10 protein-coding genes and 2 pseudogenes are annotated in these 13109 nt (G+C 60.3%); 7 read left to right on the top strand and 5 right to left on the bottom strand.

What is annotated here, in order from left to right; translation table 11 throughout:
• The first annotated feature begins 39 nt into the window (after window positions 1-39).
• The 4 genes from QAO71_RS11310 (at window position 40) to QAO71_RS11295 (ending at window position 5140) form a co-directional block, all read left to right on the top strand.
• Window positions 40-813 carry an enoyl-CoA hydratase gene (locus QAO71_RS11310; RefSeq protein WP_280164457.1) on the top strand — a complete coding sequence of 258 codons (774 nt, stop codon included), beginning with the start codon at window positions 40-42 and terminating at the stop codon, window positions 811-813.
• Between the two features lie 269 nt (window positions 814-1082).
• Window positions 1083-2765: a carboxylesterase family protein gene (locus tag QAO71_RS11305; protein WP_280164456.1), complete on the top strand. Its 1683-nt coding sequence runs from the start codon at window positions 1083-1085 to the stop codon at window positions 2763-2765.
• The gene (locus QAO71_RS11300) at window positions 2741-3082 is read left to right on the top strand and encodes a carboxylesterase family protein (protein ID WP_280164455.1); all 342 of its coding nucleotides are present in this window, start codon (window positions 2741-2743) and stop codon (window positions 3080-3082) included. The genes QAO71_RS11305 and QAO71_RS11300 overlap by 25 nt, the downstream gene beginning before the upstream one ends.
• 27 nt (window positions 3083-3109) lie before the next feature.
• On the top strand, window positions 3110-5140 hold the full coding sequence (locus QAO71_RS11295) for a carboxylesterase family protein (RefSeq protein WP_074778058.1): 2031 nt from the start codon (window positions 3110-3112) through the stop codon (window positions 5138-5140).
• Window positions 5141-5211: 71 nt separating this feature from the next.
• Here QAO71_RS11295 and QAO71_RS11290 read toward each other — a convergent pair whose 3' ends face one another.
• The gene (locus tag QAO71_RS11290) at window positions 5212-5928 is read right to left on the bottom strand and encodes a tellurite resistance TerB family protein (RefSeq protein ID WP_036988744.1); all 717 of its coding nucleotides are present in this window, start codon (window positions 5926-5928) and stop codon (window positions 5212-5214) included.
• 139 nt (window positions 5929-6067) lie between these two features.
• On the opposite strand from QAO71_RS11290, the gene QAO71_RS11285 reads away from it, so the two are divergent.
• Window positions 6068-6604: a peroxiredoxin gene (locus tag QAO71_RS11285; protein ID WP_036988745.1), complete on the top strand. Its 537-nt coding sequence runs from the start codon at window positions 6068-6070 to the stop codon at window positions 6602-6604.
• 13 nt (window positions 6605-6617) lie between these two features.
• On the opposite strand, the gene QAO71_RS11280 is transcribed toward QAO71_RS11285, so the two are convergent.
• The 4 genes and pseudogenes from QAO71_RS11280 to QAO71_RS11265 all read right to left on the bottom strand — a co-directional run bounded on the left by QAO71_RS11280 (window position 6618) and on the right by QAO71_RS11265 (window position 10887).
• A complete protein-coding gene (locus tag QAO71_RS11280) occupies window positions 6618-7298 on the bottom strand; it encodes a hypothetical protein (RefSeq protein ID WP_280164454.1) in 681 nt (226 codons plus the stop codon).
• Between the two features lie 10 nt (window positions 7299-7308).
• A pseudogene (locus QAO71_RS11275) lies at window positions 7309-8735 on the bottom strand (MFS transporter).
• Between the two features lie 185 nt (window positions 8736-8920).
• Complete coding sequence (gene ppa, locus QAO71_RS11270; RefSeq protein ID WP_036988749.1) at window positions 8921-9448, bottom strand: inorganic diphosphatase; 528 nt, start codon at window positions 9446-9448, stop codon at window positions 8921-8923.
• A 179-nt stretch (window positions 9449-9627) separates the two neighbouring features.
• Window positions 9628-10887, bottom strand: coding sequence for a 6-phosphofructokinase (locus tag QAO71_RS11265; RefSeq protein WP_280164453.1), 1260 nt, complete (start codon window positions 10885-10887; stop codon window positions 9628-9630).
• Window positions 10888-11113: 226 nt separating this feature from the next.
• On the opposite strand from QAO71_RS11265, the pseudogene mpl reads away from it, so the two are divergent.
• Both mpl and QAO71_RS11255 read left to right on the top strand, forming a co-directional pair.
• Window positions 11114-12474, top strand: a pseudogene (mpl, locus tag QAO71_RS11260) (UDP-N-acetylmuramate:L-alanyl-gamma-D-glutamyl-meso-diaminopimelate ligase).
• Entirely contained in the window at window positions 12467-13072 is a 606-nt protein-coding gene (locus QAO71_RS11255) for a flavin prenyltransferase UbiX (protein ID WP_280164452.1), read from the top strand. Before mpl ends, QAO71_RS11255 begins: the two are co-directional and overlap by 8 nt.
• Window positions 13073-13109 lie beyond the last annotated feature (37 nt).

The following is a 13109-nucleotide window of genomic DNA, read 5'->3' as shown; positions in this document are numbered from 1 at the left end:
TCTCGATAAAAATTGCAACATGCCTATCAGGAGCAACCGATGAGCGAAGTAACCACCGAACTGAGTGGCGGCATATTCACCATCACCATCTCGCGTCCGGACAAGAAGAACGCCTTGACCAATGCCATGTACGGGGCGTTGGCTGATGCGCTGGAGCGCGCCGAAGCCGAGGCGGGCATCCGCGTGGTCGTTTTCCAGGCCGATGGCGAGATATTCTCTGCCGGCAATGATCTGGGCGACTTCACCAAGCAATCGACGGGTGATGGCCCAGCGGTGCGTCACGTCGAGCGTTTCCTGAATAACCTGGTCAAGGCCGGCAAACCGGTGATGGCGGCAGTACAGGGCAAGGCGGTCGGGGTTGGCACCACCATGCTGTTGCACTGTGATTACGTATTGCTGGCCGAGGATGCTCAGTTAATCGCACCTTTCATCAATCTGGCGCTGGTTCCCGAGGCTGGTTCGAGCCTGCTGATGCCGCTGCGCATCGGTCACGTCCGTGCGTTTGAAATGTTCGCGCTCGGCGAGCCGGTGTCGGCTCAGGACGCTCATGCCTGGGGCATCGCCAACAAAGTTGTCAGCCGCGATACATTGCGCATGGAAGTTCAGCGCATCGCCACCCTCATCGCCGAAAAGCCCGCCGGCGCGGTGGCCTTGGCCAAGGGACTGATGCGCAACACGGAAGCCGTATTGGCGCAAATGGAACAAGAGAGCGGCATATTTTCTGCCCAGTTGCGCAGTGCGGAAGCCAAGGAAGCATTCCGGGCTTTCGCCGAGAAGCGCAAGCCGGATTTCACCAGCATCGGCAAGAACTGAGCCGAGGGAGAAATCATCTCCTCGTTATCATGACTGGTTTTATATATGGATTTGCTTGGTGAATAATCCATTTAAGATTAGCGTTTCATAAGTCGTTCACTATAGTCGTTTGTGCATTCAGAGACACTTCGCTGGTTTGATCGGTGTCTTGCTGAGATGCGCCTCGACAGCATACGGATGTGGGGAGGCATATTTCGGGCCTGCCCCACGTCGGTCCGACAACATCGCAAAAAGGGACTCAATTACAAAAATAAAGCGGAGATCTGCTGATGTACCTCAATAACCGGGGCGTTCGCCCTCGTTCTGTATTCCTTACTGTTTCTTTCACTGCGCTATTGCTGCCGCTCAGCGGCTGTTTCAATGGCTCGTCTGGCTCTGACGACGAGCCCAGATCCCTGACCGGTGTCTTTGTTGACAGCGCCGTCGCAGGGTTGGATTACCATGGCGAGCGCACCGCCGCCAGCATCACCGACGCCCAAGGGCAATTCACTTACCTCCAGGGCGAGACCATCAGTTTCGCCATCGGTGACCTGGCGCTGGGTTCAGCGGTCGGGGCAGAGATGCTGACACCGCTGAGCATCACCGAAGGGGCGAGCGCACCGACAGATCAGAGTGTGGTGAACAAGCTGATACTGCTGCAGACGCTTGACGCCGATGGCAACCTCAACAATGGCATCCAGATCAGCGATGCGATCCGTGGGGAAGTATCACTGGAGGCTGCCACCATCGAGTTTGACCAGCCGGCCAGTGACTTCCGAACCAGCCTCGAGCCTTTGCTGGCACGGCTGGAGGAGGCCGGGGCGTTTTCCGACACGGACCCGCGGCCGCGCACTGTGGTTGCGGTCGATGAGGCGCTGGAGCACTTCGCTCGTTCGACCGCCGAGCGTCATGTGGTCGACACCACCAGCGGCCAGCTGCGCGGCTTCGAAGCGGATGCCAATACCTGGCAGTTTCTCGGTATTCCCTATGCCAAGCCGCCGCTGGGCGACTTGCGGTGGCGCGCGCCGCAGCCGGTTGAATCCTGGGAGGGCATTCGTGAGGCTGTCGCCTGGTCGGATCAGGCCGCGCAGAACCCAGGGCTGGAGCGGTTCGGGGAAGGCGGCATGAGCGAAGACTCCCTTTACCTCAATGTCACCGCGCCCAAGGATGCCAGCGAATTGCCGGTCATGGTCTGGTTCCATGGCGGCGGGTTCACCTCTTTGACCGGCAATACCAAACCGTTCAATAACCCCGAGGCGGTAGCCAGCAAGGGCGTGGTGCAGGTAGCGGTGAACCAGCGGCTGGGACCCTTCGGTTATATCGCCCACCCGCAGTTGAGTGCGGAAAGCGGTTACAACGGATCGGGCAACTATGGGCAGATGGATCTGATTGCTGCGCTGGAATGGGTGCAGGATAACATCGAGGCGTTCGGCGGCGATCCGAACAACGTCACCATCTTCGGCGAGTCCGGCGGTGGCCGTAAGGTATTGTCCCTGATGGCCTCGCCCGAGGCGGCCGGGTTGTTCCACCGGGCGATCAGCCAGAGCGGCACCCTGTACCCCGATACCCGTAGCCTGGCGGCGGCAGAAGCCATTGGCAGCGAGTTGCAGACCCGGCTGGGTGCTGCCTCGTTGGAGGAAATGCGCAGCAAGAGCTGGCTGGAGGTCGTCTCCGCGGCAGCTACGCTGGTGCCCTATACCAACGTGGACAACCACTATCTGCCCCATACCGAACGAGTCAGCTTTGAAAGCGGTGTGCAGAACGATGTGCCGTTCATGTTCGTCATCAACACCAACGATACCATCGACCCGATCAATACCGTGATTGATGTGTTTCCCTGGATGGCGCCGCTCAACACTTCGCCGGTGTTCGCCACGCTGTTCAGCCATCAGCCCCGGGCTGGCGGGAACAGGGCGTCGAGGCTTACCACGGCGCCGAACTGGCCTACATGTTCAACATGCGGGAAAGCGTGATCACCCACTACCAGCTTGGCCTGGTTATCGACCCGGCAACCGGCGAGTCGTTGGTGATCGGTGATCTTAACGGCAACGGCGTCACCGGCTCGCAGGGCGACGCGGCGGATATCTACGCCTCCGCAGGCTTCGATGCAACCGATGATGAAGTCATCGAACGCATGCTCACCATCTGGACCAACTTCGCCAAGACCGGTGACCCGAGCATTCCGGGTGAGCTTGATTACCCGCTGTATGACGGGCAGACGCAGCGCTATGTCGAACTGAGCGATCAGGCCGAAGTGAAGCTGAGGATTGCAGACGTATTTGCCGAATAAACCACAACAATAACAAGAGGTTTGATTATGATTCAGCGCAAGAGCAATCGAAGGGGCGGGCAGCGGCTCGCCACTTCGGTATCACTCGCCTGCCTATTGCTTCCCTTGGCAGGCTGCTTCGATGATTCCTCCAGTTCCGATGACAAGCCCGTAGTCAGGACAGGTATCTTTATCGACAGCGCCGTCGCCGGGCTGGACTACGGAGGCAACACCACGCCCGCCAACCGGACCGATGATGATGGACAGTTCAACTATCGGCTCAATGAAACCATCAGTTTCGCCATTGGCGATCTGGCGCTGGGCTCTGCGGTGGGCGCAGAGACCCTTACACCTCTGAGCATCACGGCTGGCGCCACCTCCGCCGACGATCAACGGGTGCTCAACAAGTTGATTCTGTTACAGAGCATCGATGCCGACGGCGATCTCAACAATGGTATCCAGATTACCGATAGCATTCGCGAGGAGATATCGCTGAACGCCGGCGTCCTGGAATTTGACCAGACCACCGCTGATTTTCGGGCGAGTCTGGCGCTGTTGCTGGAGACCCTGGAGGAGGCGGGTGCCTTCTCTGACACTGACCCGCGCGCGCGGTCCGTAGTGACGGCCACCGATGCGCTGGAGCATTTCAACCGGGCAACCGGCGAACGGATAGTGGTGACCACCACCGGCGGCGAGCTACGCGGCTTCGCCGCCAACGAGGACACCTGGCAGTTCCTCGGTATTCCCTACGCCAAGCCGCCGCTGGGTGAGCTGCGCTGGCGACCACCGGTTGCTGCCGAACCCTGGACCGGGGTACGGGAAGCGGTGTCCTGGGCTGACCAGTCGGCTCAGGATATGGCGCTGGAATCGATCAACAAGGGCGGCATGAGCGAAGATTCGCTGTACCTCAACATCACCGCGCCCAAGGATGCTGCTGATCTGCCGGTGATGGTTTGGTTCCATGGTGGCTCCTTTGCCATCCTGTCGGCGAACTCCAGCCAGTACAACAACCCGGATGGTCTCACCAACAAGGGTGTGGTGCTGGTGACGGTCAACCACCGTCTGGGCCCGTTCGGTTATATCGCTCATCCGCTGCTGACTGCCGAAAGCGAGTACGGTGGCTCGGGCAACTATGGCCAGATGGATCTGGTGATGGCGCTGCAGTGGGTGAAGGATAATATCGCCGCCTTCGGTGGTGATCCGGGCAATGTCACTCTCTTTGGCCAGTCGGGTGGGGGCGGGAAGACCTATTCGCTGATGAACTCACCGCTGGCTACCGGCCTGTTTCACAAGGCTATCGTCCAGAGTGGCGCCTCGCCGCTGGACACGGTAAACGGGCCGGAGCACTCGCTTGCTGAGTCCGAGGCCATTGGTGCGGCGTTATTTGCCCGGACCGGGGTGAGCACGTTGGAAGAAGCGCGTGCATTACCCTGGACGGCTTTTGCCCAGGCGGATAAGGAAAACGGCATCCCGCGTCAGACCTATCGGCCCAATGCGGATTTCTATTATCAAACCAAGACCTACTACGAGAACGTGCTGGAGGGCATGCCAAGTGATGTTCCGCTGATGGCCGGCGTGACCAACGGCGATTACCCTGACCTGCGTGCTGCGCTGCCGGTCTGGCTGTCGCAGCGTTCGGCAGAGTACGAGTCGGACCAGTATGTGTACAAGTTCAGCCGCGTTCCGGATGGCTGGCGGGATATGGGCCTCAGAAGCTGCCACGGCTGTGAGCTGCCCTACCTGTTCAGTCACCCGGCGGGGATGGTGCAGAACTTTCAGCTCGGGCTGGTAACGACGGCGGAAGGGACGCGGCCGACAATCGGTGATCTGAATGGCAATGGTGTCACCGGCAGCCAGGGCGACGCGGAGGACGTATACGCATCGATGGAGTACGGCGCCGACGATGTGACCATCGAGGAGCTGATGATGACCATGTGGACCAACTTCGCCAAGACCGGCAATCCCAGTACTGAAAGTCTGGACTGGCCGGTGTATACGGAGTCCGCCGACACCTTCGTTGAAATCGGACCTGGCACCGAGGCGACAGTGGAAACTGGCCTGGCCGAGTCGGTTGATTGAGTCTGAGGTGATCGTTAGGTGATAGACAAAGGGCAGCTTCGGCTGCCCTTTGTGCTAATCCTGCGCCGATCTCAGCGCAGTGCGGCCAATGCCTGGGTTTCCAGCTCGCTTTTCAAGCCGGGCTCCAGTTTCAGCTGGCGGGCCAGCTCATCCAGGTAGGCGCGTTCCATATAGCTTTCCTCATCCACCATGATGATGCTGGCCAGGTACATCTCGGCTGCAATTTCCGGGGTGCGCGCCGACTGCGCAATATCGGACGGGTCCAATGGCTTGCGCAGTTCCTGATCGAACCATTGCTTGAGCTGCGGATCGTTGGTGAGCTTGGCTACTTCACCGTCGATCAGTTCCCGCTCGCGATCATCGATATGGCCATCGGCCTTGGCGGCGCCGATGACGGCGCGCAGGATAGCCTGGCTGTGTTGTTCCACCTCCAGGGGAGGCACACGATCCACGGTGCGCGGTGGCGTTTCGAGCACGGGAGCGCCTGGCTGGTTCTGCTTCGTCTGCCAATTGCTATAGGCCTTGTAGGCCACCACGCCCAACGCTGCCAGACCGCCGTAGGTGATCACCTTGCCACTCATCTTGCGCGCCTTCTTGCTGCCCAATAGCAGGCTGACCGCGCCGCCACCCAGCGCGCCACCGCCGATGCTGCCGAGCAAGCCGCCCAGCGGTGAATTATTGCCGGCCGCAGCGGGCTGGCTGGGTTGGCTGGACTGACCGCCATTCTGGTTCTGCAGCAGGTCCTTTCCGGCGTTGAGCAATTGATCAAGCAGACTGCGTGTGTTCATGATGACCTCTGTGGTGACTTGAGCAAGGGGTGGCTCGTTGTGGTGTTTCCATTATTCTGCAGCTAATGTTGGTACACGCTGGTGCGCCACGGTTCCCCAAGCCTATACCTCTTCAGAATCGATCAGGAGCAAAAAATCCATGTTCAATTATTTCAAACGGTGGTTGCCGGGGGTGGGGTTGGCCTTATTGGCCGCATCGGCCCAGGCATTGGAAGTGGGTGATCCGGCGCCGGACTTCGAATTGCCCGGCTCGGATGGCGAGACGCATCGATTGGCGGATTACCGCGGCAAGCAGGCGGTGGTGCTGGCCTGGTTCCCCCGAGCCTATACCTCCGGCTGCACCATCGAGTGTAAATCGCTGGCGGAGAATGGCCACCTGATCCGCGAATACAACGTTGCCTATTTCATGGCCAGCGTCGATCCTCTGAGCAAGAACAAGGGCTTTGCCGCCGAAACGGGTGCGGATTTTCCGCTGCTCAGTGACGAGGACAAGTCGGTGGCAAAGGCCTATGGCGTGCTGCACCCGCTGGGGTTCGCCAGGCGTCATACCGTCTACATCGGCAAGGACGGCCAGGTGCTGAAGATCGATACCGATGTGGAGCCGGCCACCTCCGCTGAAGATATGGCTGCGACCCTGGGTGAACTAGGGGTTGAACCGAGCCGGTCCGAGCAATAACGCGGGCTGAGTCTTATTTCAGCTCGCAGACCCAGATGGTATGGCGTGCGCCGCGGTTGCCATGGGCGAATACCTGTACTTCCTCGGCCTTGAAACCCGCTTTTGCGAGGCGGTTGGAGAACTGGCGATCGGCACTGGCGGACCAAACCGTCAGCATGCCGCGCGGTTGTAAAGCGCGAGCGCAGGCGCTCAGGCCGTCGAGGGAATACAGCCAGTTATTGGCGCTGTGGGTCAGGCCCTCCGGGCCGTTGTCCACATCCAGCATGATGGCATCAAAACCCCTGGGTTCGGCCTGGAGAATTTTCGCCACGTCTTCATTGAGAACCCGGGCGCGCGGGTCCTGCAAGGGATTTCCGGCCTTGGCGCCGAGCGGTCCCCGGTTCCACTCAATCACGCCGGGAACCAGCTCCGCTATCTGAACTTCAGCATTTGCCCCGAGGTGCTGCAGTGCCGAGGCCAGGGTAAAGCCCATGCCCAAACCCCCAATCAGTACTCGGGCGCCTGCCCGCGCCGCGATCCTCTTGCAGGGAATCGCGGCCAGTGCATCTTCCGAACCGTGCATGCGGGTATTCATCAACTGTCCACCCTTGCCGCCTTCCAGCTTGATAACGAAATCCTCACCGTATTCAAACAGGCACAGGGCGCCACCGTTATTGGGGATGGGGGCAGTATCCAGCAGGACGAAGCGTTTCATGGTTGGCTCTCTAGCGGTCGATATCGATGTTCTTGGTTTCCTTGCCGACAATCAATGCCAGCAGCGTAATGACCGCCATGGAAGCCAGATAGATTCCCACCAGGAAGGGGCTGCCATCACCCATACCCCACAGCCAGACGGCAATGAACGGGGCGACAGCGGCGCCGAGAATGGACGAGACATTGTAGGAAATCCCCGAGCCGGTATAGCGCACGTTGGTCGGGAACAACTCCGGCAGCAGGGCGCCCATGGGGCCAAAGGTCATGCCCATGAGACTGAAGCCGAGGATCAGCCAGGCCATCACTCCGACAAAGCCCATATTGAGCAGCGGCACCCACAGCAGGCTGAAGATGATGATGCCCAGCGTGACCAGGATCAGTGTCTTGCGCCGGCCCAGCTTGTCCGCCCAGGGGCCAGACAACAGCGTGAATATGCCAAAGAACACCACGCCGATGATCAACATCAACACGAAGTTGTTATAGCTGTACCCCAGTCCCGACAACTGACCTGGGCCAGGTTCGATCGGCGCACGGCCGTAGCTCAGCGAGAAGGTGGTCATCAAATAGAAGAGCACATAGGTGGCAAGCATGTAGAAAGTGCCAAGAATCAGCTCGCGCCAGTTCTTGCGCACCACCTCGCCCAGCGGCAGCTTGACCACCTTGCCGGCAGAAACGGCCTTGGAGAAAGTGGTGCTTTCCACCAGGTTCAACCGGATCCACAGGCCGATGATGACCATCACCGCGGAAAACAGAAAGGGAATGCGCCAGCCCCAGTCCAGAAAGGCCTCGGAGGGCCGCGATGGGTTATCCGAGGGCAGGGCGGCTGCAACGATCAGGAACAAACCGTTGGCGATGATGAAACCCAGCGGCGCGCCCAGCTGCGGGAAGGTGCCGAACAGGGCGCGCTTGCCAGCCGGTGCATTTTCGGTGGCCACCAAGGCAGCGCCTGACCACTCACCGCCAATGGCAAACCCTTGCGCCAGCCGGAGGATAACCAGCATCAGCGGTGCGAACCAGCCGATGGCATGGTAGGTGGGCAGCAGGCCAATCAGGAAGGTGGCAATACCCATGGTCAGCAAGGCATAGATCAGCGTCGTCTTGCGCCCGACCTTGTCGCCCAGATGACCGAAGAACACGGCGCCCAGCGGGCGGGCGATCATGGCTGCGCCGAAGATGGCGAAGGAGGCCAGCAGCGCGGTAGTCTCGTTAACACGGCGCCCAGCGGGCGGGCGATCATGGCTGCGCCGAAGATGGCGAAGGAGGCCAGCAGCGCGGTAGTCTCGTTTCCCGGCGGGGAAAACAGGTGCGGGAACACCAGCACCGCTGCGGTGGCATAGACGTAGAAATCGTAGAACTCGATGGTGGTGCCGACCAGGCTGGCGAGCATGACGCGGGAGCGGGAGTTGGCGGGTGTCTGGGTGGCGCTGGTATTGGACATGGGCAATTGATTCTTGTGGGAGATAAACCGCTACCTGTGCGGTACGGACCAAAAACAGGGAAGCTATCTTCGCCTATCCGCGGCGTCTGCGGTAGCGTTGACCGCGACAGGGGCTCATTCTTTAGTCTTGAATTGCATACATAAAAAAGCCCGGCTTGTGGCCGGGCTCCTATTCGGCAAAACGCTTATTTTTGGTAAGCGTCTACTGCCTTTACAATTTCCGCACGGGCTTCGTCAGCGTTGCCCCAGCGGTCGATCTTGACCCACTTGCCGGCTTCCAGATCCTTGTAGTTCTCGAAGAAATGCTGGATCTGCTGGATCAGCAGTTCGGGCAGGTCGGTGTATTCCTTCACGTCCTTGTACAGAACGCTCAGCTTGTCATGGGGTACGGCAACCAGCTTGGCATCGCCGCCGCCATCGTCAGTCATGTGCAGTACGCCCACCGGGCGGCAGCGGATGACCGAGCCTGGAGCAACCGGGTGTGGGGTGACTACCAGCACGTCCAGCGGGTCGCCGTCGTCAGCCAGGGTGTTCGGAATGAAACCGTAGTTGGCCGGGTAGAACATCGGGGTCGCCATGAAACGGTCGACGAACAGGGCGTTGCTGTCCTTGTCGATCTCGTACTTGATGGGCGCATGGTTGGCCGGAATTTCGATGGCGACGTAGATATCGTTGGGGATGTCTTTGCCGGCTGGGATCTGGTCGTAGCTCATGGGTTACCTGATGCGGGGCATGTTGAAATGGGAACGGTGTCCGCCATTGCCGGCGACACCAGGAAAAATATGGGCGGAGATTATAGGCGTTCGCGTCATCTTTACCAAGTGAAACCTATGGCGCACGCTGAGTCGGGTTCGCCCCGACGCGCTGAAAAGCGCGGCGGGGCTGAGCCGGTTCAGACTTTGAACGGTGCCAGCTTGCGTTCGACCGGCAGGTTCTGCAGCCGTACATAGTCAGGCAGGCCGTTCTTGAACGGCGGGATATCCTCGCCCTGGATCAGCGGCGACAGATACTGACGGCAGGCATCAGTGATGTGGAAGCCGTCATCGGTAATGAAATCGCGCGGCATGAACTTCTCGACGTTGGCCACATCCTTGAGCGGCGCTTCGATGATGTCCCAGCTGTACGGTGCGTCTTCCAGGCGACGGATCGCCGGCATGATGGCGTTCTTGCCTTCCAGGGCGACGCGTACCGCAGCCTGACCGAGGGCGTAGGCCTGGTCCACATCGACCTTGGAGGCGATGTGGCGCGCGGCGCGCTGCAGGTAGTCAGCCACGGCCCAGTGGTACTTGTAGCCAAGCTTGTCGCGTACCAGGTTGGCGATGGTCGGCGCTACGCCGCCCAATTGGGCGTGACCGAAGGCGTCGGTCAGGCCGGATTCGGAGAGGAACTTGCCGGCTTTGTTCTTGATGCCTTCGGAAACACCGATCACGCAATAGCCGTGGGTCTTCACGCACTCATCGACGCGGGCCAGGAAGGCCGCCTCATCGAACTCGAGCTCGGGGAACAGCAGGATGTGCGGCGCCTCGCCTTCGGCTTCGCTGGCCAGACCGCAGGCGGCGGTGATCCAGCCCGCATGGCGGCCCATGACTTCAAGAATGAAGACCTTGGTGGAGGTGGCGGACATGGAGGCGACATCGTAGCCGGCTTCGCGGATGGATGTGGCGACGTACTTGGCGACCGAGCCAAAGCCGGGGCAGCAATCGGTGATCGGCAGGTCGTTGTCCACGGTCTTCGGCACATGAATGGCCTGGATCGGATAACCCATGGTTTCGGCCAGCTGCGATACCTTCAGGCAGGTATCGGCGGAATCACCACCACCGTTATAGAAGAAGTAACCGATATCGTGGGCCTTGAACACTTCGATCAGGCGCTCGTATTCGGCGCGGTTGGCTTCGAGGCTCTTGAGCTTGTAGCGGCAGGAGCCGAAGGCACCGGAAGGGGTATGGCGCAGCGCAGCAATGTTCTCGGCAGATTCGAGGCTGGTGTCGATCAGGTCCTCGGTGAGAGCGCCAATAATGCCATTGCGACCCGCATAGACTTTGCCGATACGGTCCGGGTGCTGACGCGCAGTTTCAATCACCCCGGCGGCCGAGGCGTTGATGACTGCGGTGACACCGCCTGATTGAGCATAAAAGGCATTCTTGACGGTCATGCTGACTCCATGATGTGTGGGCTGATGTCAGATACGACAACCGGACCAGCGGAACGGTTGCACTGACGGCAGAACAATAGTCGGGTGAAGAATGGCGCGCATAATAGCTGAATGAGCGATGCTTTGCATGGTTGGCTGTCCGGAAGACGAAAGGGGGAAGCCGTTGGGACCTACCCAGCTGCATGGTAGTATCGGCCCCTTGACGGATTGATTACAGGGTTGGCTGATGCATCTGCACATTCTTGGTATCTGCGGTACCTTCATGGGGTCGCTGGCGCTGCTGGCGCGGGACCTGGGACACCAGGTCAGTGGTTCCGATGCCAACGTCTATCCGCCAATGAGTACCCAGCTTGAAGCCCAGGGCATTCAGTTGATGGAAGGCTATTCGCCGGAACATCTGGACCCTGCACCGGACCTGGTGATCATCGGTAACGCCCTGTCCCGCGGTAACCCCGCGGTGGAGCATGTACTGGATAAGGGCATACCCTACGTCTCCGGGCCCGAATGGCTGGCGCGGCACGTGCTTCAGGATCGCTGGGTACTGGCCGTGGCCGGCACCCATGGCAAGACCACTACCTCCAGCCTGCTGGCCTGGCTTCTGGAAGACGCCGGCATGGCGCCGGGCTTCCTGATTGGCGGCGTGCCGCAGAACTTCGGCATCTCTGCGCGGCTGGGCGACACGCCGTTCTTCGTGGTCGAGGCCGATGAGTACGACAGCGCCTTTTTCGACAAGCGCTCCAAGTTCGTCCACTACCGCCCGCGTACCGCTATTCTCAACAACCTCGAATTCGATCACGCCGACATTTTTCCGGACCTGGCGGCGATCGAACGCCAGTTCCACCATCTGGTCCGCACCGTGCCTGCCAGTGGCCTGATCATCTATCCGCAACAGGAATCGGCGCTGCAGCGGGTTATCGACATGGGTTGCTGGACGCCCTGTCAGACCACCGGGGAGGGTGCAACTGGCAGGCGCGCCTGCTGGCCGAGGACGGTTCGCGTTTTGAAGTCTGGCTGGACGGTGAGCTGCAGGGCGTGGCCGAGTGGAGCCAGACCGGCGCGCATAGCGTCGCCAACGCGCTGACCGCCTTGGCCGCAGCGCGGCATGTCGGCGTCACGCCGCAGCAGGGCATCGCCGCACTGGCCGGCTTCGCCAGCCCCAAGCGGCGGATGGAAAAACTCATCGAAATCAACGATATCATCCTGTACGACGATTTTGCCCATCATCCCACCGCGATCGCCACCACCCTGGCTGGGTTGCGTGCGCAGATCGGTGAGCAGCAACTTATCGCGGTAATCGAGCCACGCTCCAACACCATGCGCCTGGGCAGTCACATGGCTGCCTTGCCGGCCAGTGTGCGGGGCGCCAGCGAAGTGATCTGGTATCAGCCGGCTGGGCTGGACTGGTCGCTGGATTCGGTCGTCGAGCAAAGCCCGGTACCGGCCCAGGTGGCAACGGATATTGATGCCATTATCGATCAGGTGGTAACCAAGGCTGCGCCGGGCACCCGTATTGTCATCATGAGCAATGGCGGCTTCGGTGGTATCCACCAGAAGATGAAGCGCGCACTGGAGATCAGACATGGCTGAGCGGCGCGTTACCCTGGCGGTGACCGGCGCGTCCGGCGCGCAATATGCCCTGCGGTTATTGGAATGCCTGGTGCAGGCTGAGGTGCAGGTGTTGTTCCTGATCTCCCGGGCCGCGCAACTGGTGGTCGCCACCGAAACCGAGCTGCAACTGCCGCCCAAGCCCCAGGCGCTGGAGCAGTTTCTTACCGAGCGCTATCAGGCCAAGCCGGGGCAGATCCGCGTTTACGGCAAGCAGGACTGGATGTCGCCTGTCGCTTCCGGCTCCGGCGCCCCCTCGGCCATGGTCGTCTGTCCGTGCAGCACCGGGACCCTGTCGGCGATCGCGACCGGCGCCAGCAATAACCTGATCGAGCGTGCTGCCGACGTTGCCCTCAAGGAGCGCCGGCAACTGATTCTGGTCCCCCGCGAAAGTCCATATTCGACCATCCACCTGGAAAACATGCTCACGCTGAGCCGCATGGGTGCGGTGATCCTCCCAGCCAGCCCCGGCTTCTACCATCAGCCACAATCCATCGATGATCTGATCGATTTTGTGGTGGCGCGGATACTCAATCAGCTGGGTATCGAGCAGACATTGCTCAAGCGCTGGGGGGAGTAACGCGGGAAAGGAAATCAGACGTTATTCTTTTCGTGGA

Origin of the sequence: Halopseudomonas sp. SMJS2 (genome assembly GCF_029866945.1) — a bacterium.
GTDB classification, from domain to species: Bacteria; Pseudomonadota; Gammaproteobacteria; order Pseudomonadales; family Pseudomonadaceae; genus Halopseudomonas; species Halopseudomonas bauzanensis.
This window is presented reverse-complemented; position numbering and strand designations above follow the sequence as displayed.

Coding starts and splice junctions, on each gene's coding strand:
- QAO71_RS11295 (WP_074778058.1), top strand. CDS start 3,110: ATGATTCAGCGCAAGAGCAATCGAAGGGGCGGGCAGCGGCTCGCCACT.
- QAO71_RS11255 (WP_280164452.1), top strand. CDS start 12,467: ATGGCTGAGCGGCGCGTTACCCTGGCGGTGACCGGCGCGTCCGGCGCG.
- ppa (WP_036988749.1), bottom strand. CDS start 9,448: ATGAGCTACGACCAGATCCCAGCCGGCAAAGACATCCCCAACGATATC.
- QAO71_RS11280 (WP_280164454.1), bottom strand. CDS start 7,298: ATGAAACGCTTCGTCCTGCTGGATACTGCCCCCATCCCCAATAACGGT.
- QAO71_RS11305 (WP_280164456.1), top strand. CDS start 1,083: ATGTACCTCAATAACCGGGGCGTTCGCCCTCGTTCTGTATTCCTTACT.
- QAO71_RS11265 (WP_280164453.1), bottom strand. CDS start 10,887: ATGACCGTCAAGAATGCCTTTTATGCTCAATCAGGCGGTGTCACCGCA.
- QAO71_RS11290 (WP_036988744.1), bottom strand. CDS start 5,928: ATGAACACACGCAGTCTGCTTGATCAATTGCTCAACGCCGGAAAGGAC.
- QAO71_RS11300 (WP_280164455.1), top strand. CDS start 2,741: ATGTTCAACATGCGGGAAAGCGTGATCACCCACTACCAGCTTGGCCTG.
- QAO71_RS11310 (WP_280164457.1), top strand. CDS start 40: ATGAGCGAAGTAACCACCGAACTGAGTGGCGGCATATTCACCATCACC.
- QAO71_RS11285 (WP_036988745.1), top strand. CDS start 6,068: ATGTTCAATTATTTCAAACGGTGGTTGCCGGGGGTGGGGTTGGCCTTA.